Origin of the sequence: Streptococcus chosunensis, from assembly GCF_003626515.1 — a bacterium.
In the GTDB taxonomy this organism is placed as follows: domain Bacteria; phylum Bacillota; class Bacilli; order Lactobacillales; family Streptococcaceae; genus Streptococcus; species Streptococcus chosunensis.
This window is the reverse complement of the sequence record NZ_RBCK01000001.1, coordinates 727,824-754,478: the sequence shown is the minus strand read 5'-3', so window position 1 is coordinate 754,478 and position 26,655 is coordinate 727,824. Positions and strand designations below refer to the sequence as shown.

The following is a 26,655-nucleotide window of genomic DNA, read 5'->3' as shown; positions in this document are numbered from 1 at the left end:
GGCCCTCGGCCGCTTTTTTAAGAGTTGAGGCAAAGTCATTTTGTCTCAGTAAAGCTTGCTACTAGACAAACTAGCAAGTTTTATTGAAATAAAATAAGACTCTGAAAGGAAGAGCACATGGCACACGAAAATGTCATTGAGATGCGTGATATTACCAAGGTGTTTGGTGAATTTGTTGCCAACGACAAAATCAACCTGCACCTACGAAAAGGTGAAATTCATGCACTTTTAGGAGAAAATGGGGCTGGAAAGTCCACGCTCATGAACATGTTAGCGGGGCTTCTTGAACCAACCAGTGGTGAAATTGTGGTCAACGGTCAAGTTGTTAACCTAGACTCACCATCTAAAGCAGCTAGCTTGGGAATCGGAATGGTTCACCAGCACTTTATGTTGGTAGAAGCCTTCACAGTGGCTGAAAACATCATTTTAGGTAGTGAATTGACTAAAAATGGTGTGCTAGATATCGCTGGAGCTAGCAAAGAAATCAAGGCTCTTTCTGAACGTTATGGCTTAGCTGTTGACCCTTCTGCCAAGATAGCAGATATCTCAGTTGGAGCCCAACAACGTGTAGAAATTTTAAAAACCCTTTATCGGGGGGCTGATATCCTTATCTTTGACGAACCAACGGCCGTTTTGACTCCATCAGAAATTGATGAGTTGATGGCTATTTTGAAAAATCTTGTCAAAGAAGGAAAATCAATTATCTTGATTACCCACAAGTTGGACGAGATTCGAGCAGTTTCTGACCGCGTTACAGTTATCCGTCGTGGGAAATCAATTGAAACCGTCGAAATTGCAGGAGCTACCAATGCTGATTTGGCGGAAATGATGGTAGGACGTTCTGTTTCCTTTAAAACAGAGAAGCAAGCATCTCAACCAAAAGAAGTGGTCTTGTCTATCAAAGATTTGGTGGTCAATGAAAACCGTGGTGTTCCAGCTGTTAAAAATCTGTCCTTAGACGTTCGTGCTGGAGAGATTGTTGGTATTGCGGGGATTGATGGAAATGGTCAGTCTGAACTGATTCAAGCCATTACAGGTCTTCGTAAGGTTGAATCTGGTAGCATTGAGCTAAAAGGAGATTCAATTGTAGGCTTGCACCCACGACAAATTACAGAGTTGAGTGTTGGGCACGTTCCAGAAGACCGCCACCGTGATGGCTTGATTTTGGAAATGATGATTTCTGAAAATATTGCCCTTCAAACCTACTATAAAGAACCACATAGTAAAAATGGAATTTTGAACTATTCAAATATTACTTCTTATGCTAAAAAGCTAATGGAAGAGTTTGATGTTCGTGCTGCCAGCGAATTTGTTCCTGCAGCTGCACTCTCAGGAGGAAATCAACAAAAAGCAATTATTGCTCGTGAAATTGATCGAGATCCTGATCTCCTTATCGTCAGCCAACCAACTCGTGGTTTGGATGTCGGTGCCATTGAATATATCCACAAGCGCTTGATTGAAGAGCGTGATAATGGCAAGGCTGTCCTTGTTGTCAGCTTTGAATTGGATGAGATTTTAAACGTCTCAGACCGTATTGCCGTTATCCACGATGGTAAGATTCAAGGTATTGTATCACCAGAAACAACCAATAAACAAGAACTTGGTGTCTTGATGGCTGGTGGAAACTTGGGAAAGGAGAAGAGTGATGTCTAAAAAATTACAACAAATTTCGGTTCCCTTGATTTCTGTCTTCCTAGGAATTTTACTTGGAGCCATTGTCATGTGGATCTTCGGTTATGATGCTATTTGGGGCTATGAAGAATTGTTCTATACAGCCTTTGGTAGCCTGCGTGGGATTGGAGAAATCTTCCGTGCTATGGGGCCTCTAATCCTGATTGGTCTTGGTTTTGCCGTTGCCAGTCGTGCAGGTTTCTTTAACGTTGGGCTTCCTGGTCAGGCTTTGGCAGGTTGGATTCTCAGTGGTTGGTTTGCCTTGTCGCATCCAGATACGCCACGTCCCTTAATGATTCTAGCGACTATCGTGATTGCCTTGATTGCTGGTGGGATTGTAGGAGCGATTCCGGGTATTCTTAGAGCCTATCTAGGGACGTCAGAGGTTATCGTAACCATCATGATGAACTACATCGTTTTGTATGTAGGGAATGCCTTTATCCATGCCTTTCCTAAAGACTTTATGCAAAGTACAGATTCGACCATTCGTGTTGGGGCTAATGCAACCTATCAGACACCTTGGTTGTCCGAATTGACTGGTAACTCACGGATGAATATTGGTATTTTCTTTGCTCTCATTGCCGTTGCAGTCATTTGGTTCATGCTCAAGAAAACAACCCTTGGTTTTGAAATCCGTGCGGTTGGTCTTAATCCACATGCTTCAGAATATGCTGGTATTTCTGCAAAAAGAACGATTATCCTTTCAATGATTATTTCAGGTGCCTTGGCAGGTCTTGGTGGAGCTGTTGAAGGACTTGGAACCTTCCAGAACGTCTATGTTCAAGGGGCGTCATTGGCTGTCGGATTTAACGGGATGGCGGTTAGTCTGCTTGCGGCTAACTCACCAATTGGTATTCTCTTTGCAGCCTTCCTATTTGGTGTTCTCCAAGTTGGAGCCCCTGGTATGAATGCGGCGCAGGTACCGTCTGAGCTTGTCAGCATTGTAACAGCGTCTATTATCTTCTTTGTCAGTGTTCATTACCTTATCGAACGCTTTGTCAAACCGAAAAAACAAGTTAAAGGAGGTAAGTAAAGATGTCTATTACAACCTTGCTCACCCTCTTGGTGTCTTCTATGCTGATTTACTCAGCCCCCCTCATCTTTACAAGTATTGGTGGTGTTTTCTCTGAACGTGGTGGTGTCGTAAACGTCGGCCTTGAAGGAATTATGGTTATGGGTGCCTTTTCTGGAGTTGTCTTTAACCTTGAATTTGCAGAACAATTTGGAGCAGCAACTCCATGGCTATCCTTGCTTGTAGCAGGATTGGTTGGTGGTGTCTTCTCTATCATCCACGCAGCAGCGACAGTTCATTTCCGTGCAGACCATGTTGTCAGCGGTACGGTATTGAACTTGATGGCGCCAGCCTTGGCTGTTTTCTTGGTGAAAGTTCTTTATAACAAAGGACAAACCGATAACCTAAGTCAGACTTTTGGACGCTTTGATTTCCCAGTCTTGGCTAATATCCCAGTGATTGGGGATATCTTCTTCAAGTCGACTAGTCTGCTTGGTTACTTGGCGATTGCCTTCTCATTCCTTGCTTGGTTTATCCTCTTCAAGACGCGCTTTGGTCTCCGTCTCCGCTCTGTTGGTGAACATCCTCAAGCAGCGGATACCTTGGGAATCAATGTCTACAAGATGAGATATTTAGGGGTTATCATTTCAGGTTTCCTAGGTGGAATTGGTGGAGCGATTTATGCTCAATCCATCTCAGTTAACTTCTCAGTGACAACTATTGTTGGACCTGGATTTATCGCCCTTGCCGCGATGATCTTTGGGAAATGGAATCCAATCGGAGCCATGCTATCTAGTCTCTTCTTTGGACTTTCACAAAGTTTGGCTGTTATCGGATCTCAATTGCCATTCCTACAAGGAGTGCCTGCGGTTTACCTTCAAATCGCACCTTATGTTTTGACCATTCTTGTCTTGGCAGCCTTCTTTGGAAAAGCAGTTGCACCAAAAGCAGATGGTATCAACTATATCAAATCAAAATAAGCATACAAAAAAACGTCAGTACAGAATTGAACTGCACCCCAAAAGTTAGACAGAAAAAATCTAACTTTTGGGGTGTTTTTATTATGAAATTAACTTATGATGATAAAGTTCAAATCTATGAACTTAGAAAACAAGGATATAGCATAGAGAAGCTTTCAAATAAATTTGGGATAAACAATTCTAATATTAGGTACATGATTAAATTGATTGATCGTTACGGAATAGAGTTCGTCAAAAAAGGAAAAAATCGTTACTATTCTCCTGATTTAAAACAAGAAATGATTCATAAAGTCTTACATGAATGCTGGACTAAAGATAGAGTTTCTCTTGAATACGGCCTCCCGAGTCGTACGATACTTCTTAATTGGCTAGCACAATACAAGAAAAACGGGTATACTATTGTTGAGAAAACAAGAGGGAGAGCACCTAAAATGGGACGTAAGCCAAAAACGAGACCTGAAGAGAGGACAGAATTAGAACGTCTTCAAGCAGAAAATGAGTATCTGAGAGCGGAGAATGCCGTCCTAAAAAAGTTAAGAGAACTCCGATTGAAGGAGGAAAAAGAGAAAGAAGAAAGACAGAAATTGTTCAAGAATTAATGACTGAGTTTTCGTTAGATATTCTTCTAAAAGCCATTAAACTAGCTCGTTCAACCTACTACTATCACTTGAAACAGCTAGATAAACCAGATAAGGACCAAGAACTTAAAGCTGAAATTCAATCCATTTTTATCGAACACAAGGGAAATTATGGTTATCGTCGGGTTCATTTAGAACTAAGAAATCGTGGTTATCTGGTAAATCAGAAAAGAGTTCAACGCTTGATGAAAGTACTCAATTTACAAGCTAAAATGCGACAGAAACGAAAATATTCTTCTCATAAAGGAGACGTTGGCAAGAAAGCAGATAACCTCATTCAACGCCAATTTGAAGCAGCCAAACCAATAGAAAAGTGCTACACAGACGTGACAGAATTTTCCATTCCAGCAAGTGCTCAAAAGCTTTACTTATCACCAGTTTTAGATGGCTTTAATAGTGAAATTATCGCCTATAATCTTTCAACTTCACCCAACTTAGAACAAGTAAAAACAATGTTGGAACAGGCATTCACAGAGAAGCACTACGAAAATACAATTCTCCATAGTGACCAAGGCTGGCAATATCAACACGATTTTTATCATCAGTTCCTAGAGAGTAAGGGAATTCAAGCATCCATGTCACGTAAAGGTAACAGTCCAGACAACGGTATGATGGAATCTTTCTTTGGCATTCTGAAATCGGAGATGTTTTATGGTTATGAGAAAACCTTTAAATCACTTAATCAATTGGAACAAGCCATTGTTGACTATATTGATTACTACAACAATAAACGAATTAAGGTAAAACTAAAAGGACTCAGTCCTGTACAATACAGAACTAAATCCTTTGGATAAATTAATTGTCTAACTTTTTGGGGTCAGTACAAATGAACTGGCGTTTTATTTTTTAGGATGTTGGTGAGTTAGGTTCAATCCCCAAGGGACCAAATTTTCAGTTTTATTTTTGATACGAGAGATATTATCCTTATGACGAATGATAATCAAACTAGCAAGTGCTAGGATAATGAAGATGAAGAGAGGGTCATAGTGATTCAGGATAAAACCAAAAAGCGGAAAGAGTAGAACCCCGATGACAGCCGCGATAGATGCTGTGACACTAGATAGTGAAATCATACTACCAAGATAGAGGGTTCCAAAGAAAACAACTGCAAGGTAGAGACAGAAGACAGGTGCAAATCCGAAAACCACTCCAGCACTGGTTGCGACAGCCTTGCCTCCCTTAAATCCTGCAAAGATAGGGAAGGTATGTCCAATGACAGCCAAAAGTCCAAAGATGAGAGGCGAAACTCCTTGCAGATGAAACATAATCGGAAGCAGTGTTGCTAGGGTTCCTTTGAAAAAGTCAATCACAAAGGTTGCCATACCAGCTTTCTTGCCTAAAATGCGGAAGGTATTGGTCGTTCCAGTGTTACCAGAACCATGCTCGCGCAGATTGATTTGAAAGAATACTTGTCCAATCCAGAGACCAGACGGAATCGAACCCAGCAGATAAGCTAGGATTAATAAAACTATTGTAATCATACTCCTATTATATCATGAAATGGAGAAGAAAGGCAGAGAATCTCTTCTGAAATTGTCACACCGGAGAAAGAAAAATTTTGCAAAATCCTTGGAAAACCTGTAGAATAGTAAAGATGAACGAATAGGAGGTTCCTTGTGTCAAAAAAGGAAATCAATATTAACAATTATAATGATGATGCCATTCAGGTGCTAGAAGGGTTGGATGCGGTCCGAAAACGTCCAGGGATGTATATCGGATCGACCGATGGCGCTGGGCTCCACCACCTAGTCTGGGAAATCGTCGACAATGCTGTCGATGAGGCCTTGTCTGGATTTGGTGATCGTATTGATGTGACCATCAATAAAGATGGGAGTTTGACTGTGCAAGACCATGGACGTGGGATGCCAACTGGTATGCATGCTATGGGAATCCCAACGGTTGAAGTAATCTTTACCATTCTTCATGCCGGAGGGAAATTCGGTCAGGGTGGCTACAAGACATCTGGTGGTCTCCACGGGGTGGGTTCTTCCGTTGTTAACGCCCTTTCTAGCTGGCTAGAAGTTGAAATCACTCGCGATGGTGCAATCTATAAGCAACGTTTTGAAAATGGTGGCAAACCTGTCACGACCTTGAAGAAAATTGGTACAGCACCTAAGTCTAAAACAGGCACCAAAGTCACCTTCATGCCAGATGCGACTATCTTTTCGACGACAGACTTCAAGTACAATACCATTTCAGAACGCCTCAATGAGTCAGCCTTTCTCTTGAAAAATGTGACCTTGTCTCTAACGGATAAACGCACAGATGAGTTTGTTGAGTTTCACTATGAAAATGGGGTACAGGACTTTGTTTCTTATCTAAACGAAGACAAGGAAACTTTGACGCCAGTTCTATACTTTGAAGGTGAAGACAACGGTTTCCAAGTGGAAGTGGCCCTCCAGTATAATGATGGATTTTCAGATAATATTTTGTCCTTTGTTAATAACGTTCGTACCAAGGATGGTGGAACGCATGAGACAGGACTCAAGTCCGCTATTACCAAGGTTATGAATGACTATGCGCGTAAGACGGGGCTTCTCAAGGAAAAAGATAAAAACCTTGAAGGTTCAGACTATCGTGAAGGACTAGCAGCCGTTCTTTCTATCTTAGTTCCTGAAGAACATTTGCAGTTTGAAGGCCAGACCAAGGACAAACTAGGAAGTCCCCTAGCTCGTCCAGTTGTGGATGGAATTGTGGCGGATAAGTTGACCTTCTTCCTTATGGAAAATGGTGAACTGGCTTCTAACCTCATCCGCAAGGCTATCAAGGCGCGTGATGCTCGAGAAGCGGCACGAAAAGCACGTGATGAGAGCCGAAATGGTAAGAAAAATAAGAAAGACAAGGGCTTGTTGTCTGGAAAATTGACCCCAGCCCAGTCTAAGAATCCTGCTAAGAATGAACTCTATCTGGTCGAGGGAGACTCTGCCGGTGGTTCTGCCAAACAAGGCCGTGACCGTAAGTTCCAGGCTATCCTACCTCTTCGTGGTAAGGTCATCAATACAGCCAAGGCCAAGATGGCGGATATCCTCAAAAATGAAGAAATCAATACCATGATTTATACCATTGGTGCGGGTGTGGGAGCAGACTTCTCCATTGAAGATGCCAACTATGACAAGATCATTATCATGACTGATGCGGATACTGACGGTGCTCATATCCAAACCTTGCTCTTGACATTTTTCTATCGTTACATGCGTCCGCTAGTTGAGGCAGGACATGTCTATATCGCCCTTCCGCCTCTTTACAAGATGTCCAAAGGAAAAGGCAAGAAAGAAGAAGTGGCCTACGCTTGGACGGACGGTGAGCTAGAAGAACTCCGCAAGCAGTTCGGCAAAGGCGCTACCCTCCAACGCTACAAAGGTCTTGGTGAGATGAATGCGGACCAACTCTGGGAAACAACCATGAATCCAGAAACCCGCACTCTTATCCGTGTCACAATCGAAGACCTAGCCCGCGCAGAACGCCGTGTCAATGTCCTCATGGGCGACAAGGTCGAACCACGCCGCAAGTGGATTGAAGATAATGTCAAATTTACGCTGGAAGAAGCGACAGTGTTTTAAGAAGAAACTGTTTGCATAAGAAGATATGGCTTACCAATTTTAAACTAAAGAATTTAGAAAATAAATATCCACATAATAAGGAGTAGTTTATGGATTTTACCGTTCAACCTATAAAAATAAGCGATTTATTATCGAAAAAAACTTATTTAATTCCTAGATACCAAAGAGAGTATTCGTGGAATAGCAAGGAATTGATAGATTTCTGGAATGATATATTAGGTCAATTAACTGAACAAGAAGGAGATATTAAGACAAGTGAGTATTTTTTTGGTACAATCATTTTGATAGGTGATATGATACAACCTAATAAACCAATAGAAATCGTTGATGGTCAACAAAGAATGACAACTTTTACGATTTTTTTATCGGCTTTGTCTGCGTCATTTTTAGATATCAGAGAAACATTGGCTAATAAGGTTTGGGACTATGTGATTGCTGAAAATGATGATGGGGAAGAATTTGTTATTTTAAAAAACGATACAGCAGGAAGTTATTTTGCGGATAAGATACAAAAAAGATTATATGTAAATGATAATGGGAATTTCCAAGATTATTATAAGAATTATCAGCATATTCTTAATCGGGAGAAGAATGAAGATGATCTGACTGATGAGGAACGTTGTATAAAATACGCCTATGAATTTTTTATTGAGAAACTTAGAGAGAATAATTTAAAGGATATATTAGAAAAATATAATCTTTCGCATGAAGAGTTATTGAAGCTATTACGAGATCAACTATTAAATAGTCAAGTCATATATATTTCTTCACAGCAGGAAGAAAGTGTAAATGTTATTTTTGAAAATATAAATTCTAAAGGTAAGAGTTTGTCTTCTTTAGATATGATAAAAAATGAAATTTTTTCTGTAGAGGATAAGATCGTTCCCAAAGATGATGCTAGAGAAACTTGGAAAAATATAACAGATAATTTATCTAAATTTAAAGGACCAATTTCAAAAGAGAAATTTTATAGATATTACTGGATTTCAAGAAATTCAAATAGTACAGAATCAGAATTATATAAAAATTTCAAGAAAAAAATTAATAAAAATGACTACCTAGAGTTTTTACAACAACTTGAAAAATCTTCTGAATTATATGTAAAAGTTTTTAATAAAGACGAAGATTTGTTTAAAAAACATAACTGGTCTGATAAAGATATTAAAAGATTCAATTATTCAATTACTTGTTTGACCGACTACTTCTCTATACAACAATCCCAGTTACTTATTCTTGTACTATGTGAAAGATATAATGTGATTGATCCTAAGAAGCCCAAAATAAAGAAGAAGATTTTAATTGGTTTTATAAAAAGTTTAGAAAACTTTCACTATTTGTATAATGCAATTACTTCAAGTCCAAATAATAAATTAGAAACACGGTATGCCAATACTGCAAGAAAAATCTATAAAGCCAGTAATGAAGAGTTACCAAAAATTCTGGAAGATTTTAAAAAGGAATTATTTGCTTTATTGCCATCAAGGGAGAAATTTGTGGATAATTTTGGTAAGTTGTCTTATCAAAAAGAAACGAGATCTAAAAAGGATAAGAAATCAAACCTTATAACAAAATATTCATTGCGGAGATTTGAAGAAATCGTAGGGGGAAATGAAAGTTTACTGGGATATTCAATAGAACATATTATTCCTGAATCAAAAGATAATCCAGATAAAGTAAATAACATTGGGAATATGATCTTGTTGGAAGAACATCTAAATAATCTCGCCGATGATAAATCAGTTAAGGAGAAAGAGGTTATCTATAAAAATAGTCGGTATAGCAATGTTAAGCTATTTTTAGATACTTTTAAAAAGGATGGTGTTATTCAATTTAATGAAGATGACTTTGCTCAAAGGCGAAAGTACATGGCTGAGTTTTTATACGATCATATTTCTAATGAACTAAAGTAATAGATGATGTAATACATAATTATATGCATGTCAATAAACTAACTGATTAAAAATCACCTGACTAAAAACTTGCTAGCGGTTTATTTTCAAAAAAACGGCTGGCAGAAAAAGGTCAGCTTGGAGGGATTGGCGCAAATTTATCAACAAGAAAGAAGGTAGCCGTGGTTTTAGATAATAAATGGGGATAACCAGTAGCGCGAAACTGGCACGCAAGGAGGAGCGCCTGACTAAGGTCAGAGTCAAGCAACTCTTTGGGAGTGGGCAGTTGTTTGCCTTTGAGGTCGGCACCTTTGTTGGCTTGTCGGCTATCCACGCCCAGCTTTTTGGCGACATCTACGATTTCGCTGTACACATTCGCGACGTCAATATCGGCAAGGACGATTTTTAGTTTGCGCCCCGCATGTTTTTGGAGCAATCGCTGCGCTACATTAACAAGCTCCCTCAGAGAATTTTGACCAGATTGTCGATAAATACGCGGATATGAACATTGCTCATCCTTTCCGAGAGGGGAATGGACTCGCCATGCGGATTTGGCTAGATTGTATGCTGCGTCAGAAGCTGGGTAAAGTGGTAGATTGGAACGCCATTGATAAGGATGAATACCTGAATGCCATGAAGCGTAGTGCAGTGTCGACTGGAGAACTCAAGTATCTCCTCTTGAATAATCAAACTGATGACCTCACTCAGGCCCGTTTCTTTAAAGGTGTGGATGCTTCATATTATTACGAAGGGTAGACAAGGGATTTATGAAGTTCAAGTAAAGGTGACGATCATCTTTTGTAGGTAAACAATCGCTAAAACTATTGGAGGTGCTGGATTGATTACGTTATTAATGATGCCTTTTTTCCTTGTTCTCTTGGCCATTTTTGGAATTATATATGATTTAATGACCAATAAAGGTAGAAAAGAGTGTGCTCGCACAGTATCCTTGTTTATATTGAACATCCTCACTATTGGTATCTGTTTATTAGATCTACCAATGGAAAGTAAACCATACTCAGGAATAGGGTTTATCTTATTATATTTATATGCACTTGCCTTCACACCTTTGATGATTGTTTTCTCACTATATACCCTCTATCGGATTGGAAAACATTATAGGTATTTTAAGAGTAAGTTTGCTATAACACTCCTATTCAATGCTATTTTACTTTTCCTTCTTTCATTAGTAAATACTTTTGTATTATGGAGAAGCTTTCAAATATATCATAGAAACGATATGAATTTGTTTTATTTTATTTTAATCGTTTTGGGGATTTGTTCAACTGTCCAATTGATAGTAGGAGAACTTGAGATGAAAAGAATACGAGGCATCCAAAAACAAGAGGAGCAAGACGGCAATGAAAAATAATTCTATAAAAGATATGTGCAGACAACATAGAAGTGAAGCGCAAATGCTAAGATTAATTTTACAAACCGCAAAAAGTCTAAAAGTCGAGGCTGTCGCTATGTCCGGTTCACGAACTGATGCAAAAGCTCCAAAAGATGAATTTCAAGACTATGATGTGGTCTATATTGTGGATGATTTTGATAATCTGACGAGTGACCTTTCTTGGTTGAATCAGTTTGGGAAACGCATTATTGAGCAAGAAGTCAGTCTTGGTAATCGTTGTCTTTATCTCATGCTTTTTGAAGATGGCAATCGTATCGATTTAAGTCTTTGCCCTAAAGAATACATTCAAGAATGGGTGGACAGTGAAGCAGGATTCACTGTTTTAGAAGATCCAGAAAATTTATTTGAACCTTATTTCCCAAATCCAGAGCGTTACTGGATAATCTCAGCTACTGAAATGGATTTTAAAAATTCCTGCAATGAATTTTGGTGGGTGTCAGCTTACGTGGTTAAAGGAATCTGTCGCCATCAAGTCATCTATGCGACGGACCATCTCTATGGAATCTGCCAACAAGAAATGCTCAAGCTTTTAGCTTGGCAAGTGGCAGCAGATAAGGGAATGGTCGATGTTGGCAAGAACTACAAGTACCTCTTTCAGTATTTGCCTGCTGAGAAAGAGAAAGAATTTACAGCCTTGCTTGACTTTTTTGACCAGAAAAGCCTTACCAAGTCTCTTTTGGCTACCATGAACTTTTTCCATAAAGAAGCGCAGGCCTTCTCTCTCAAAACCGGCTTCCAATATGACAAAGTAACTGCTGAGAAGATGATTGAGTATGCTAAGGAGAGACTAGAAACAAATAAAATATTTACAAAATAATAAGATAACAAAATTTTTACTGATTAGTTTTCTCATTTCTTGGGGATTTGGTTGGGGATTGCTCGCTTTTCTGACGCAAATGAGCCTCTTAAGTCTAACAAGTCCACTAGGAGTTTTTCTCCATTTACTAGGAGGTTTCGGTCCAACCATTGCAGCCATTTCTTGTTTGCCTCAAAAACCCATTAAAAGCATAGTCTCTTTTATCTTAGGGGACTCAAAGAAATATATTTTGTTATTTCTTTTACTAATTTTCGTGCAGACAGGTGTCATTGCTTTCTCCTCTAAGGAGCTTAATACGGCTTTTCCACTAGAAAATTTGTTAGTTGTTTTTTTGAGTGCAGTCTGTGTTTATGGTGGCGAAGAAGAATTGGGATGGCGAGGTGTCTTGCAACCAACTTTGGAAACTAGATTCTCTTTTTGGATTTCCGGTTTGATAACAGGTTCTATTTGGGCAATATGGCATGTACCTTTATGGTTTGTGATTGGAAGTTCCCAAAGTGGGATGCCTTTTATATTATTCAGTCTATTTGCAATTTATCTCAGTATTCTTCTTGCAGCTGTTTTCAAAAAGACTAAGTCAGTCCTTTTTTGCGCCATTTTTCACGGCCTAATTAATACCCTACTTAGCTTATTTGTTATTAAAATTAATCTTTTATTCATTCTAGGATTAGTAGGATTGCTCTTCTTTTCTCACTACCTACAAAGAAACAGTTAAATTTATAAATTATAGATTTACTTTACAATAAAACACTAAAAAGAGAATTATTATGTCTAACATTCAAAACATGTCCCTGGAGGACATCATGGGAGAGCGCTTTGGTCGCTACTCCAAATACATTATTCAAGACCGGGCCTTGCCAGATATTCGGGATGGCTTGAAGCCGGTTCAGCGCCGTATTCTTTATTCTATGAATAAGGATGGCAATACCTTTGACAAGAGCTACCGCAAGTCGGCCAAGTCTGTCGGTAACATCATGGGGAATTTCCACCCACACGGTGACAGTTCTATCTATGATGCCATGGTTCGTATGTCACAGGACTGGAAAAATCGTGAGATTCTAGTTGAAATGCACGGTAATAACGGTTCTATGGACGGAGATCCACCTGCGGCTATGCGTTATACCGAGGCGCGTTTGTCTGAAATTGCTGGCTACCTTCTTCAAGATATCGAGAAGAAGACCGTTCCCTTTGCTTGGAACTTTGACGATACCGAGAAAGAGCCGACAGTCTTGCCAGCAGCCTTTCCAAATCTCTTGGTAAATGGTTCGACTGGTATTTCGGCTGGATATGCTACGGATATTCCACCACATAATTTGGCTGAAGTCATTGATGCGACTGTTTACATGATTGACCACCCAACAGCCAAGGTGGACAAACTCATGGAATTCTTGCCTGGACCAGACTTCCCGACTGGAGGGATTATCCAGGGTCGTGATGAAATCAAGAAGGCTTACGAAACTGGTAAGGGGCGCGTGGTTGTTCGTTCCAAGACTGAGATTGAAAAGCTAAAAGGTGGTAAGGAACAAATCGTTATCACTGAGATTCCTTATGAAATCAACAAGGCCAATCTGGTTAAGAAAATCGATGATGTTCGTGTCAATAATAAGGTAGCTGGTATTGCTGAGGTTCGCGATGAGTCTGACCGTGACGGTCTTCGAATCGCTATTGAGCTCAAAAAAGACGCTAATACGGAGCTGGTTCTAAACTATCTCTTTAAGTACACAGACCTGCAAATCAACTACAACTTTAACATGGTGGCGATTGACAATTTCACACCTCGTCAGGTCGGTATTGTCCCAATCTTGTCTAGCTATATTGCCCACCGTCGTGAAGTGATTTTGGCGCGTTCACGCTTTGATAAGGAAAAGGCTGAAAAACGTCTCCATATCGTCGAAGGTTTGATTCGTGTGATTTCAATCTTGGACGAAGTCATTGCGCTTATCCGTGCTTCTGAGAATAAGGCGGACGCTAAGGAAAATCTTAAGGTCAGCTATGATTTTACGGAAGAACAGGCTGAGGCTATCGTAACCTTGCAACTGTATCGTTTGACCAATACCGATGTGGTTGTCTTACAGGAAGAAGAAGCAGAACTTCGTGAGAAGATTGCCATGCTTGCAGCTATTATCGGTGATGAGCGGACTATGTACAATCTCATGAAGAAAGAACTTCGTGAGGTTAAGAAGAGGTTTGCGACTCCGCGTTTGAGTTCGTTAGAAGACACTGCGAAAGCAATTGAGATCGATACAGCTAGTCTGATCGCTGAGGAAGATACCTATGTTAGCGTGACCAAGGCAGGTTACATCAAGCGTACTAGTCCACGTTCCTTTGCTGCTTCAACTTTAGATGAAATTGGCAAGCGTGATGATGACCGTTTGATCTTTGTACAAGCTGCTAAGACAACACAGCATCTTTTGATGTTCACAAGTCTTGGAAATGTCATTTATCGACCAATCCATGAATTGGCAGATATTCGCTGGAAGGATATTGGAGAGCATCTGAGCCAAACCATCACAAACTTCGAAACTAACGAAGAAATCCTTTATGTGGAAGTCGTGGATCAGTTTGATGATGCGACAACCTATTTTGCTGCAACTCGTCTTGGTCAAATTAAGCGTGTAGAACGCAAAGAATTCACTCCATGGCGGACCTACAAGTCTAAGTCTGTCAAGTATGCTAAGCTCAAAGACGAGACAGACCAGATTGTAGCAGTGGCTCCGATTAAACTAGATGATGTTCTTTTGATTAGCCAAAATGGTTATGCCCTTCGTTTCAATATCGAAGAGGTACCAGTTGTCGGTGCTAAGGCTGCAGGTGTCAAAGCTATGAACCTGAAAGCAGATGATGTCCTCCAATCCGCCTTTATCTGTAACACCTCATCCTTCTACCTCTTGACCCAACGTGGAAGTTTGAAACGTGTTTCTATTGCCGAAATTCCGGCAACCAGCCGTGCCAAACGTGGCTTACAAGTCTTGCGTGAGTTGAAAAACAAACCGCATCGTGTCTTCTTGGCAGGAGCGGTTGCAGAACAAGGCTTTATTGGTGATCTCTTCAGTACAGAAGTGGAAGAGAACGACCAAACGCTGCTTGTTCAATCAAACAAAGGAACAATCTATGAAAGCCGATTGCTAGACTTGAACTTGTCAGAACGCACTAGCAACGGAAGCTTCATTTCTGATACTATTTCAGATGAAGAAGTTTTTGACGCTTATCTTAAAGAAGTATTTACAGAAGTCAAATAAGTGAAATGAAGAATCAGTTCTAAGAGCTGGTTCTTTTTTATTGAAGAAATTTTCTGAAAATTACAAAATATACTTGCTATTTTAGAAAAATAGTGTAGAATAAAAGAAATAGGTTTTTAGAATAAGGAGTGGAATATGACAGTAACGATTGATTGGGAAAATCTCGGTTTTTCCTATATGAAATTACCTTATCGCTATATTGCTCATTTTAAAAATGGACAATGGGATCAAGGAGAGCTTACAGAGGATGCAAACTTGCATATTTCAGAGTCTTCTCCAAGTCTTCACTATGGTCAACAAGCATTTGAAGGTTTGAAAGCTTATCGTACTAAGGATGGCAGTATTCAACTTTTCCGTCCTGATGAAAATGCTAAACGTCTGCAACGGACATGTGACCGTCTCTTGATGCCACAAGTTCCAACAGAAATGTTTGTAGACGCTTGTAAGGCAGTTGTTCGTGCGAATGAAGAATATGTACCTCCATATGGAACAGGTGGAACCTTATATCTTCGCCCTCTTTTGATTGGTGTCGGAGATATTATTGGGGTTAAACCGGCAGAAGAGTACATTTTCACCATCTTTGCTATGCCAGTTGGAAATTACTTTAAGGGTGGATTGGTTCCAACCAACTTCTTGATTCAGGATGAATACGACCGTGCGGCTCCAAATGGTACAGGTGCGGCTAAGGTTGGTGGAAACTATGCTGCAAGTCTCTTGCCAGGGAAATTGGCCAAGTCACGTCATTTCTCAGATGTTATCTATCTAGACCCATCAACTCATACAAAGATTGAAGAAGTCGGCTCAGCTAACTTCTTTGGAATTACAGCTGATAATGAATTTGTAACACCATTGAGTCCTTCTATCTTGCCATCTATTACCAAGTATTCTTTGCTTTATTTGGCAGAACATCGCTTGGGCTTAACTCCTATTGAGGGGGATGTCCCAATTGATAACCTTGACCGTTTTGTAGAGGCAGGTGCCTGTGGTACAGCAGCAGTTATTTCTCCAATTGGTGGAATTCAGCACGGTGATGATTTCCATGTGTTCTATAGCGAAACAGAAGTAGGTCCTGTGACTCGTAAATTATATGATGAATTGACAGGAATTCAGTTTGGCGATATTGAAGCGCCAGAAGGTTGGATTGTAAAAGTAGATTAAAATAAACTAAAGGAGATTTTTTATGAAATCGAAAAAGTGGCTCTTAACAGCAGGAGTGGTCCTGAGCACAACAGCTCTTTTAGTAGCTTGTGGAAAAGCTGATAAAGAAGCAGATGCACCGACAACATTCTCATATGTCTATGCAGTAGATCCTGCATCTTTGGACTATAGTATAGCGACTCGTACTTCTACAACAGATGTCATTGGGAACGTGGTTGATGGTTTGATGGAAAACGACCAATACGGAAATGTTATTCCTTCCCTGGCTGAAGATTGGTCTGTCTCAAAAGATGGTTTGACTTATACCTATAAACTACGTAAAGGGGTTAAATGGTACACTTCAGAAGGTGAAGAATACGCCGAAGTAACAGCCCATGACTTTGTAACAGGACTAAAACACGTGGCCGACGGTAAGTCAGACGGTGTCTCTCTGATCCAAAATTCAATTAAGGGCTTGGATGCCTACATGACTGGTGAAACGAATGATTTCTCTACAGTTGGTGTCAAAGCTTTGGACGATTACACAGTTGAATATACCCTAAACAAACCAGAAAGCTTCTGGAACTCTAAAGTCACCACAGCAACGATGTTGCCTGTAAATGAAGAGTTTTTGAAGGCATCAGGTAAAGATTATGGAGCAGTTACTCCAGCAGGGATTCTTTACAATGGTCCTTATATCTTGAAGACCTTGACTTCTAAATCGTTGATCGAATACGAGAAAAACCCAAATTACTGGGATAAAGAAAAGGTAAAAATTGAAAAGGTCAAATTGACTTACTACGATGGTTCTGATCAGGAATCGTTGATTCGTAGCTTCTCTTCAGGTGCCTATACGACAGCCCGTCTCTTCCCAAGTAGCTCAAACTTTGCTTCAACTTTGGAACAATACGGAGATAAAATCACTTATAGCCCACAGGACTCAAGTAGTTATTACTTCACCTTTAACGTAAATCGTCAATCATATAATAAAACTGCGAAAACAAGTGAAGAGCAAAAGACTTCTACTAAAGAAGCTATGCTTAATAAGGACTTCCGTCAGGCTATCAACTTTGCCTTCAACCGCCATTCTTATGCTGCCCAGCTAAATGGTGAAGACGGTGCGGACAAGATTATTCGTAACAGCCTCGTTCCTGACAACTTTGTACAAGCAGGTGGTAAAAACTTTGGTCAAATCGCTCAAGCAGAGTTGGTGAACTATGGTGACCAATGGAAAGATGTTGAGCTAGTTGACGGTAAGGATTCTATCTACAATCCTGACAAGGCTAAAGCTGCTTTCGAAAAAGCTAAGAAAGACTTGGAATCTAAAGGGGTAACATTCCCAATTCACTTGGATGTCCCAGTTGAACAAACAGATACCATCGCTGTTCAACAAAGCAACTCTTTCAAACAGTCTATTGAATCAACTCTTGGTGCTGAAAATGTTGTTATCGACGTTCTTCAAATGACAGATAATGAAAAGGAAACAATCACTTCTCAAGCGCGTGTTCCTTCTCAAAAAGATTATGATTTGAACAGTACAGGATGGGCTCCAAGCTATCAAGACCCAGCATCTTACTTGAATATCATGGATCCTAAATCAGGTTCTGCTATGAAACACCTTGGTATTACTAAAGGGAAAGATAAGGATGTTGTAGCTAAACTTGGTTTGGACCAATATAAGAAATTATTGGATGATGCAGATTCAGAAACTACAAATCTTGAAGAACGCTATGAAAAATATGCCAAGGCTCAAGCTTGGTTGACAGATAGTTCATTATTGATGCCAACAGCCTCATCTGGTGGTTCTCCAGTTGTAAGTAATGTCGTGCCATTCTCAAAACCATACTCACAAGTTGGTATTAAGGGTGACCCATATATCTTTAAAGGAATGAAATTGCAAAAAGATATTGTTACAACAAAAGAATATGAAGAAGCACTGAAAAAATGGCAAAAAGAAAAATTGGAATCAAATGGTAAGTACCAAAAAGAACTAGAAAAACACATTAAATAATGCGGAAAACTCTATATCGGACAAGCCCGATATAGAGTTTTTTCTTGCTAGTTTTGGGATTTTCTTGTAAAATAGAAAAAGTGAAGAGAGGTATGAAATGAGTAAGAAAGATAAAAAAATTGAAATTCAAGTAGCAGATGCCAAGGTTAATGTAGGAAAAGACAGTTTTGAAGGCTATACATTGACAATTGGTAAAAAAGTTATCGGAGAAATTGCCGAATTAGACGGACAATTTGCCATCATAAAGAATGGAAACGTCGATAGTTTTTATAAAAAATTGGAAAAAGCTGTGGAAATTTTGATTGAAAATTATAATTTAGCAAAATAAGTCTTGTTTTTTTGAAATTTTCATGATATAATAGTCCATGTTGATTGTAGGAGAGATAGCGAAGAGGCTAAACGCGGCGGACTGTAAATCCGCTCCTTCGGGTTCGGGGGTTCGAATCCCTCTCTCTCCATTTCATCAATGGGGTATAGCCAAGCGGTAAGGCAAGGGACTTTGACTCCCTCATGCGTTGGTTCGAATCCAGCTACCCCAGTTCTTAGGTAATGATCAAGATAAAAAGCAAAATATCTTAGGGTATTTTATTTTTATAATTGAAAGACGTGAACGATATGAACATGTCCTTGCGGGTGCTTAGGAAAAAAATTATAAGTATGTCAAGTTTAAGAAAAACTTGATTGTTGGAGGATTTTTTAGATGAACGAATTTGAAGATTTGCTAAATAGCGTTAGCCAAGTTGAGACTGGTGATGTTGTTAGTGCTGAAGTATTGACAGTTGATGCGACTCAAGCTAACGTTGCAATCTCTGGAACTGGTGTTGAAGGTGTCTTGACTCTTCGCGAATTGACAAACGATCGCGATGCAGATATCAATGACTTTGTTAAAGTAGGAGAAGTATTGGATGTTCTTGTACTTCGTCAAGTAGTTGGTAAAGATACTGATACAGTTACATACCTTGTATCTAAAAAACGCCTTGAAGCTCGCAAAGCATGGGACAAACTTGTTGGTCGCGAAGAAGAAGTTGTTACTGTTAAAGGAACTCGTGCCGTTAAAGGTGGACTTTCAGTAGAATTTGAAGGTGTTCGTGGATTTATCCCAGCTTCAATGTTGGATACTCGTTTCGTACGTAACACTGAGCGTTTTGTAGGTCAAGAATTTGATGCTAAAATCAAAGAAGTTGACGCTAAAGAAAACCGCTTCATCCTTTCACGTCGTGAAGTTGTTGAAGCAGCTACAGCAGCAGCTCGCGCTGAAGTATTCGGTAAATTGGCTGTTGGTGATGTAGTAACTGGTAAAGTTGCACGTATCACAAGTTTCGGTGCTTTCATCGACCTTGGTGGTGTTGACGGATTGGTTCACTTGACTGAATTGTCACATGAACGTAACGTATCACCAAAATCAGTTGTAACTGTTGGTGAAGAAATTGAAGTGAAAATCCTTGATCTTAACGAAGAAGAAGGACGCGTATCACTTTCACTTAAAGCAACAACACCTGGACCATGGGATGGCGTTGAGCAAAAATTGGCTAAAGGTGATGTAGTAGAAGGAACAGTTAAACGTTTGACTGACTTCGGTGCATTTGTTGAAGTATTGCCAGGTATCGATGGACTTGTTCACGTATCACAAATTTCACACAAACGTATTGAAAATCCAAAAGAAGCTCTTAAAGTTGGTCAAGAAGTTAAAGTTAAAGTTCTTGAAGTTAACGCAGATGCAGAGCGCGTATCACTTTCTATCAAAGCTCTTGAAGAGCGTCCAGCTCAAGAAGAAGGACAAAAAGAAGAAAAACGTGCTGCTCGTCCACGTCGTCCAAAACGTCAAGAAAAACGTGATTTCGAACTTCCAGAAACACAAACAGGATTCTCAATGGCTGACTTGTTCGGTGATATCGAACTCTAATCAAATTGAAAATACACAAAATCCTTTGTTTACTTAACAAGGGATTTTTCTTTTGTCTGTAAGTCTTTTTTGATATAATAGTTCTATGTTAGAATCAGAAAAACAATCACGTTATCAAATGTTAAATGAAGAGCTCTCTTTTTTATTGGATGGTGAAACCAATGTTTTGGCTAATCTTTCCAATGCCAGCGCTCTTCTAAAATCACGCTTCCCTAATACCGTATTTGCAGGCTTTTATCTGTTCGATGGAATGGAATTGGTTTTAGGTCCTTTCCAAGGCGGTGTTTCCTGTATCCGTATTGCACTTGGAAAAGGTGTTTGTGGGGAGGCAGCTCACTTTCAGGAAACGGTTCTAGTTGGTGATGTAAGGACTTATCCCAACTATATTTCTTGTGATGGTCGAGCTAAAAGTGAAATTGTTGTGCCGATGGTTAAGAATGGTCAATTGCTCGGGGTTCTGGATCTGGATTCTTCAGAGTTTGATGATTATGATGCTATGGATCGAGATTATTTGGAACAATTTGTCGCTATTTTGCTTGAAAAGACAGAATGGGACTTTACAATGTTTGGGGAGAAAGCCTAATGTATCAAGCACTTTATCGAAAATATAGAAGTCAAAACTTCTCCCAGTTGGTTGGTCAAGAAGTTGTGGCTAAGACTCTTAAACAAGCGGTGGAGCAAGAGAAAATAAGTCATGCTTATCTTTTTTCTGGTCCTCGTGGAACGGGAAAAACCAGTGTAGCTAAGATATTTGCCAAGGCTATGAACTGTCCAAATCAAGTGGGTGGGGAACCTTGTAATAACTGCTATATTTGTCAGGCAGTGACGGACGGTAGTTTAGAAGATGTCATCGAAATGGATGCAGCTTCTAATAATGGGGTCGATGAAATCCGTGAAATTCGTGATAAATCTACCTACGCCCCTAGTCTTGCCCGTTATAAGGTTTATATCATAGACGAGGTTCACATGCTGTCTACAGGAGCTTTTAATGCCCTTCTAAAGACGCTGGAAGAGCCAACACAGAATGTGGTCTTTATTTTGGCCACTACTGAATTGCACAAGATACCTGCTACGATTCTATCTCGTGTGCAACGTTTTGAATTTAAATCAATTAAGACACAGGATATTAAGGAGCATATTCGCTATATCTTAGACAAAGAAAATATCAGTTCTGAACCAGAAGCTGTGGAAATCATTGCTAGACGGGCTGAAGGTGGAATGCGGGACGCCTTGTCTATTTTAGATCAAGCCCTGAGTTTAACACAGGGAAATGAGCTGACGACTGCTATCTCTGAAGAAATTACTGGCACAATTAGTCTATCAGCCTTGGATGATTATGTAGCTGCCTTGTCTCAACAGGATGTTCCCAAGGCTTTGTCTTGCTTGAATCTTCTTTTTGACAATGGTAAGAGCATGACTCGTTTTGTGACCGACCTTTTACACTATTTAAGAGACTTGTTAATTGTTCAAACAGGGGGAGAAAACACTCATCATAGTCCAGTCTTTGTAGAAAATTTGACACTTCCTCAAGAAAATCTGTTTGAAATGATTCGCTTAGCGACAGTCAGTTTAGCAGATATTAAGTCTAGTTTGCAGCCTAAGATTTATGCTGAGATGATGACTATCCGTTTGGCAGAGATTAAGCCTGAACCAGCTCTTTCTGGGGCAGTTGAACATGAAATTTCTGCATTGAGACAGGAAGTTGCGCGTCTTAAACAAGAACTCGCAAATGTGGGAACTGTACCCAAGACAACAAGTCCAGCACCTAGTCGCCCAGCAGCAGGCCAGACAGTCTATCGTGTGGATCGCAATAAAGTGCAATCTATCCTACAAGAGGCCGTCGAAAATCCTGATTTAGCACGTCAAAACCTGATTCGTTTGCAGAATGCCTGGGGAGAAGTGATTGAAAGTCTTGGTGGGCCGGACAAGGCTTTGCTAGTTGGTTCTCAACCGGTTGCCGCCAATGAGCACCATGCTATTCTTGCTTTTGAGTCTAACTTCAATGCTGGTCAAACCATGAAACGGGACAATCTCAACACCATGTTTGGTAACATCCTCAGTCAGGCAGCAGGTTTTTCACCCGAAATTTTAGCCATTTCCATGGAGGAATGGAAAGAAGTTCGAGCAGCCTTTTCAGCCAAAGCCAAATCTTCTCAAACTGAAAAAGAAGCAGAAGAAAGTCTGATTCCAGAAGGATTTGAATTTTTGGCTGATAAAGTGAAGGTAGAGGAAGACTAAAGAAAGATTTCATGATACAATAAGTTTATGAATAGACAACAATTTATTATCATTGCGCTGTTTACAGCTGCTGAGACCTATTTTTTCAATGAAGCTTGGATGACTGGTCGTTATATTATGGCAGCCTTTTGGGCCATTTTGCTCTTTAGAAATTTTCGAGTAAGTTACTTGATGGGCAAAATAGTGGATGTCATTGACCAGCATTTAAAAGGAAAAGACTAGTCCTCAGCTTCTAGACAAAATCAAAGCCTTTTAGGCTTTTTTTTGTTATACTATAAAAGTATATTTATTGACCTTTTACCGTATTTTCTAGGGAAATCAAGTATGTTTCCAGTAAGAACTGTAAAGGCCTTGAAAAAGAAAGGAACTATCATGTCAGTATTAGAGATCAAAGATCTTCACGTTGAGATTGAAGGAAAAGAAATTTTAAAAGGGGTTAACCTGACCCTGAAAACAGGAGAAATCGCCGCTATCATGGGACCAAATGGTACAGGTAAATCGACTCTTTCTGCAGCTATCATGGGAAATCCAAACTATGAGGTTACCAAAGGTGAAGTCTTGTTTGATGGCGTAAACATCCTTGAGTTGGAAGTTGACGAGCGTGCGCGTATGGGACTTTTCCTTGCTATGCAATACCCATCAGAAATTCCTGGAATTACCAATGCTGAGTTTCTTCGTGCAGCCATGAATGCTGGTAAAGAAGACGATGAGAAGATTTCAGTTCGTGAGTTTATCACTAAATTGGATGAGAAGATGGAATTGCTCAACATGAAAGAAGAAATGGCTGAGCGTTACCTCAACGAAGGTTTCTCTGGTGGTGAGAAAAAACGTAATGAGATTCTTCAACTTTTGATGTTGGAGCCAACATTTGCCCTTTTGGATGAGATTGACTCTGGTCTTGATATTGACGCTCTTAAAGTTGTGTCTAAGGGTGTTAATGCCATGCGTGGTGAAGGCTTTGGTGCTATGATTATCACTCACTACCAACGTCTTTTGAACTACATCACACCAGACGTGGTACACGTGATGATGGAAGGGCGTGTTGTCCTTTCAGGTGGTCCAGAATTGGCTGCACGTTTGGAACGTGAAGGATACGCAAAACTAGCTGAAGAACTTGGCTACGACTACAAGGAAGAATTGTAATTCCCTCGTATCTTTTAGGAGAAGTAAATGACTAAAGAAAATATTAAACTTTTTTCAGAAATGCACGCTGAACCAAGCTGGTTGGCTGACCTCCGTCAAAAAGCTTTTGATAAGATTGAGAGTTTAGAGTTACCAGTTATTGAGCGTGTCAAATTCCACCGTTGGAATCTGGGTGATGGAACGATTACAGAAAGTGAGCCATCAGCAAATGTTCCAGATTTCACTGCACTAGATAATCACTTGAAGTTGGTGCAAGTAGGAACTCAAACTGTTTTTGAGCAAATTCCAGTTGAGTTGGCTGAACAGGGTGTCGTCTTTACAGACTTCCACTCAGCTTTAGAAGAAATTCCAGAGCTTATTGAAGAATTCTTCATGTCATCTGTTAAGTATGACGATGACAAGTTGGCAGCCTACCATACAGCTTATTTCAACAGTGGTGCTGTTCTCTACATTCCTGATAATGTTGAGATTAAAGAACCAATCGAAGGAATTTTCTATCAAGATAGTGATAGCGATGTGCCGTTTAACAAGCATATTATGATTATCGCTGGTAAAAATTCTAAGATTAGTTATCTGGAACGTTTAGAGTCACGCGGTGAAGGAAGTGCCAAAGCAACTGCTAATATCACAGTAGAAGTAATTGCACGTTCTGGTGCTCAAGTGAAGTTTGCTGCTATCGATCGTTTAGGAGAAAACGTCACTGCCTACATTAGCCGTCGTGGTAAATTAGGCAACGATGCAAGCATTGACTGGGCAATCGGTGTCATGAACGAAGGGAACGTCGTTGCGGACTTTGATAGTGACTTGATTGGTAACGGTAGCCATGCAGATCTCAAGGTTGTAGCTCTTTCAAGTGGTCGTCAGGTACAAGGGATTGATACTCGAGTGACTAACTATGGTTGCAACTCAATCGGAAATATCCTACAACATGGGGTTATTCTTGAAAAAGCAACTTTAACTTTCAACGGTATCGGGCACATTATCAAGGGGGCTAAGGGAGCAGATGCGCAACAAGAAAGTCGTGTTCTCATGCTTTCAGACCAAGCGCGTTCAGATGCCAATCCAATTCTTTTGATTGATGAAAATGACGTAACTGCAGGACATGCGGCTTCTATCGGTCAGGTAGATCCAGAAGACATGTACTACCTCATGAGCCGTGGTTTAGATAAGGCAACTGCAGAACGTTTGGTTGTTCGTGGTTTCCTTGGCTCCGTTATCGTTGAGATTCCAGTCAAGGAAGTTCGTGATGAAATGATTGCAACTATCGAAGAAAAATTGTCAAAACGCTAAGGGGTAGCCTATGTTAGATGTAGAAGTGATTCGCAAGGATTTTCCAATTTTAGACCAGATTGTTAATGATGAACCATTGGTTTATTTGGACAATGCTGCGACGACACAAAAACCACTAGCAGTTCTGGAGACGATTAACCGCTACTATGAGAACGACAATGCCAATGTTCATCGTGGCGTTCATACCTTGGCAGAACGAGCAACAGCTTCTTATGAGGCGGCTCGTGAAACCATTCGTAAGTTTATTAATGCAGGCTCTACAAAGGAAGTTCTCTTTACAAGAGGAACGACAACTAGTCTTAACTGGGTAGCGCGTTATGCTGAGGAAGTCTTGACTGAGGGAGACCAGGTCTTGATTTCCGTCATGGAACACCATTCCAATATCATTCCATGGCAGGAAGCCTGCCGCAAGACTGGAGCGGATCTTGTATATGTCTATCTCAAGGATGGAGCTCTGGATATGGATGATTTGCGAGCTAAATTGACTGATAGAGTTAAGTTTGTCTCCCTTGCTCACGCCTCAAATGTTCTGGGTGTGGTCAATCCAATAAAAGAAATCACTCAATTGGCCCACCAAGTTGGAGCTATCATGGTGGTGGATGGTGCTCAATCTACGCCTCATATGAAGATTGATGTTCAGGACTTGGATGTGGACTTCTTTGCCTTTTCAGGTCACAAGATGGCTGGTCCGACTGGAATCGGTGTTCTTTACGGAAAAGAAAAGTATCTAGAACAAATGTCACCAGTTGAATTCGGCGGCGAAATGATTGATTTCGTTTATGAACAATCTGCTAGTTGGAAGGAATTACCTTGGAAATTCGAGGCAGGAACTCCTAACATGGCAGGTGCGATTGGACTTGCTGCCGCAGTGGATTATCTGGAAAAGATTGGCATGGATGCGATTGAAGCCCATGAACAAGAATTGATTGCATACGTCTTTCCAAAACTGCAGGCGATTGAGGGATTGATTATTTACGGTTCTCAGGACTTGGCTCAACGTTCAGGTGTCATTGCCTTTAATCTAGGCAATCTCCATCCTCACGACCTTGCGACTGCTTTGGATTATGAAGGAGTGGCTGTTCGTGCGGGTCACCACTGCGCCCAACCCTTGCTCCAGTATTTGGATGTCCCAGCAACAGCTCGCGCAAGTTTTTATATCTACAATACCAAGGCAGATTGCGACAAGCTAGTCGATGCCTTACAAAAGACAAAGGAGTTTTTCAATGGCACTTTCTAAACTGGATAGCCTTTATATGGCAGTGGTAGCGGACCATTCGAAAAATCCACATCACCAAGGAAAGTTGGAAGATGCTGAGCAAATCAGTCTTAATAATCCAACCTGTGGGGATGTCATCAATCTCTCTGTCAAGTTTGATGCAGAGGATCGTTTGGAGGATATCGCTTTTCTAAATTCAGGCTGTACTATCTCAACTGCTTCTGCAAGCATGATGACGGACGCAGTTTTAGGAAAAACCAAACAAGAAATTTTAGAACTTGCGACTATTTTTTCTGAAATGGTGCAAGGGAAAAAAGATGACAGACAAGATAGTCTTGGCGATGCAGCTTTCTTGTCAGGTGTTGCAAAATTCCCTCAACGAATCAAGTGTGCGACCCTAGCCTGGAATGCCCTGAAGAAAACAATTGAAAATCAAGAAAATCAGTAAGACAAGTTTCTTTTGTCTTATGAATCAGTAGAAATAAAGAATGAAAGAA

Annotated in this window: 22 protein-coding genes, 2 tRNA genes and 1 pseudogene; 24 read left to right on the top strand and 1 reads right to left on the bottom strand. The window is 40.2% G+C overall.

The window, feature by feature from the left end; all coding sequences use genetic code 11:
• Positions 1-117 precede the first annotated feature (117 nt).
• The 4 genes from D7D54_RS03605 to D7D54_RS03590 all read left to right on the top strand — a co-directional run bounded on the left by D7D54_RS03605 (position 118) and on the right by D7D54_RS03590 (position 5,095).
• A complete protein-coding gene (locus D7D54_RS03605; protein WP_049501757.1) occupies positions 118-1,653 on the top strand; it encodes an ABC transporter ATP-binding protein in 1,536 nt (511 codons plus the stop codon).
• Positions 1,646-2,704, top strand: a complete 1,059-nt coding sequence (locus D7D54_RS03600; RefSeq protein ID WP_120718832.1) for an ABC transporter permease — start codon at positions 1,646-1,648, stop codon at positions 2,702-2,704. Before D7D54_RS03605 ends, D7D54_RS03600 begins: the two co-directional genes overlap by 8 nt.
• A gap of 2 nt (positions 2,705-2,706) precedes the next feature.
• A complete protein-coding gene (locus tag D7D54_RS03595) occupies positions 2,707-3,663 on the top strand; it encodes an ABC transporter permease (protein ID WP_020902936.1) in 957 nt (318 codons plus the stop codon).
• Positions 3,664-3,746: 83 nt separating this feature from the next.
• Positions 3,747-5,095 (top strand): IS3 family transposase gene (locus tag D7D54_RS03590; protein WP_120719025.1). Its coding sequence is split into 2 segments (ribosomal slippage): positions 3,747-4,188 and positions 4,188-5,095, totalling 1,350 coding nucleotides; the frame shifts between segments, so codons are not numbered across the junction.
• Positions 5,096-5,140: 45 nt separating this feature from the next.
• Here the strand turns inward: D7D54_RS03590 and plsY are convergent.
• The gene (gene plsY, locus D7D54_RS03585; protein ID WP_120718831.1) at positions 5,141-5,782 is read right to left on the bottom strand and encodes a glycerol-3-phosphate 1-O-acyltransferase PlsY; all 642 of its coding nucleotides are present in this window, start codon (positions 5,780-5,782) and stop codon (positions 5,141-5,143) included.
• 135 nt (positions 5,783-5,917) lie between these two features.
• On the opposite strand from plsY, the gene parE reads away from it, so the two are divergent.
• The 20 genes and pseudogenes from parE (at position 5,918) to sufU (ending at position 26,606) form a co-directional block, all read left to right on the top strand.
• Positions 5,918-7,861, top strand: a complete 1,944-nt coding sequence (gene parE / locus D7D54_RS03580; protein ID WP_120718830.1) for a DNA topoisomerase IV subunit B — start codon at positions 5,918-5,920, stop codon at positions 7,859-7,861.
• Between the two features lie 89 nt (positions 7,862-7,950).
• A complete protein-coding gene (locus tag D7D54_RS03575) occupies positions 7,951-9,771 on the top strand; it encodes a DUF262 domain-containing protein (RefSeq protein WP_120718829.1) in 1,821 nt (606 codons plus the stop codon).
• A 161-nt stretch (positions 9,772-9,932) separates the two neighbouring features.
• Positions 9,933-10,506 (top strand): annotated as a pseudogene (gene fic, locus D7D54_RS09415) (protein adenylyltransferase Fic).
• A gap of 97 nt (positions 10,507-10,603) precedes the next feature.
• On the top strand, positions 10,604-11,122 hold the full coding sequence (locus D7D54_RS03560) for a hypothetical protein (RefSeq protein WP_120718828.1): 519 nt from the start codon (positions 10,604-10,606) through the stop codon (positions 11,120-11,122).
• Positions 11,112-11,981: an aminoglycoside 6-adenylyltransferase gene (locus tag D7D54_RS03555; protein ID WP_120718827.1), complete on the top strand. Its 870-nt coding sequence runs from the start codon at positions 11,112-11,114 to the stop codon at positions 11,979-11,981. The genes D7D54_RS03560 and D7D54_RS03555 overlap by 11 nt, the downstream gene beginning before the upstream one ends.
• Before the next feature lie 229 nt (positions 11,982-12,210).
• Entirely contained in the window at positions 12,211-12,696 is a 486-nt protein-coding gene (locus tag D7D54_RS03550; RefSeq protein WP_244193451.1) for a CPBP family intramembrane glutamic endopeptidase, read from the top strand.
• 52 nt (positions 12,697-12,748) lie between these two features.
• Positions 12,749-15,220: a DNA topoisomerase IV subunit A gene (gene parC, locus D7D54_RS03545; protein WP_120718825.1), complete on the top strand. Its 2,472-nt coding sequence runs from the start codon at positions 12,749-12,751 to the stop codon at positions 15,218-15,220.
• A 135-nt stretch (positions 15,221-15,355) separates the two neighbouring features.
• Positions 15,356-16,378 (top strand): branched-chain amino acid aminotransferase, encoded by a 1,023-nt coding sequence (locus tag D7D54_RS03540; protein WP_020901730.1) that lies wholly within the window; start codon positions 15,356-15,358, stop codon positions 16,376-16,378.
• Positions 16,379-16,400: 22 nt separating this feature from the next.
• Positions 16,401-18,368 carry a peptide ABC transporter substrate-binding protein gene (locus tag D7D54_RS03535; protein ID WP_000837410.1) on the top strand — a complete coding sequence of 656 codons (1,968 nt, stop codon included), beginning with the start codon at positions 16,401-16,403 and terminating at the stop codon, positions 18,366-18,368.
• 97 nt (positions 18,369-18,465) lie between these two features.
• On the top strand, positions 18,466-18,696 hold the full coding sequence (locus D7D54_RS03530; protein ID WP_000037113.1) for a DUF2969 domain-containing protein: 231 nt from the start codon (positions 18,466-18,468) through the stop codon (positions 18,694-18,696).
• Positions 18,697-18,745: 49 nt separating this feature from the next.
• Positions 18,746-18,826: transfer RNA gene (locus D7D54_RS03525), tRNA-Tyr, on the top strand.
• Positions 18,827-18,835: 9 nt separating this feature from the next.
• Positions 18,836-18,907, top strand: a tRNA-Gln gene (locus D7D54_RS03520).
• Positions 18,908-19,068: 161 nt separating this feature from the next.
• Positions 19,069-20,271 (top strand): 30S ribosomal protein S1, encoded by a 1,203-nt coding sequence (rpsA, locus tag D7D54_RS03515; RefSeq protein ID WP_001001630.1) that lies wholly within the window; start codon positions 19,069-19,071, stop codon positions 20,269-20,271.
• An 85-nt stretch (positions 20,272-20,356) separates the two neighbouring features.
• Positions 20,357-20,854, top strand: a complete 498-nt coding sequence (locus tag D7D54_RS03510) for a GAF domain-containing protein (protein ID WP_020901731.1) — start codon at positions 20,357-20,359, stop codon at positions 20,852-20,854.
• Positions 20,854-22,509 (top strand): DNA polymerase III subunit gamma/tau, encoded by a 1,656-nt coding sequence (gene dnaX, locus D7D54_RS03505; protein ID WP_020901732.1) that lies wholly within the window; start codon positions 20,854-20,856, stop codon positions 22,507-22,509. The genes D7D54_RS03510 and dnaX overlap by 1 nt, the downstream gene beginning before the upstream one ends.
• Before the next feature lie 27 nt (positions 22,510-22,536).
• Complete coding sequence (locus D7D54_RS03500; RefSeq protein ID WP_001081602.1) at positions 22,537-22,731, top strand: DUF3272 domain-containing protein; 195 nt, start codon at positions 22,537-22,539, stop codon at positions 22,729-22,731.
• Between the two features lie 150 nt (positions 22,732-22,881).
• Positions 22,882-23,652, top strand: coding sequence for a Fe-S cluster assembly ATPase SufC (gene sufC / locus D7D54_RS03495; protein WP_000114489.1), 771 nt, complete (start codon positions 22,882-22,884; stop codon positions 23,650-23,652).
• Positions 23,653-23,679: 27 nt separating this feature from the next.
• Positions 23,680-24,942, top strand: coding sequence for a Fe-S cluster assembly protein SufD (sufD, locus tag D7D54_RS03490; RefSeq protein ID WP_000159654.1), 1,263 nt, complete (start codon positions 23,680-23,682; stop codon positions 24,940-24,942).
• Between the two features lie 10 nt (positions 24,943-24,952).
• Positions 24,953-26,179, top strand: a complete 1,227-nt coding sequence (locus D7D54_RS03485) for a cysteine desulfurase (protein WP_120718824.1) — start codon at positions 24,953-24,955, stop codon at positions 26,177-26,179.
• Complete coding sequence (gene sufU / locus D7D54_RS03480; protein ID WP_120718823.1) at positions 26,166-26,606, top strand: Fe-S cluster assembly sulfur transfer protein SufU; 441 nt, start codon at positions 26,166-26,168, stop codon at positions 26,604-26,606. The genes D7D54_RS03485 and sufU overlap by 14 nt, the downstream gene beginning before the upstream one ends.
• Positions 26,607-26,655: the final 49 nt, after the last annotated feature.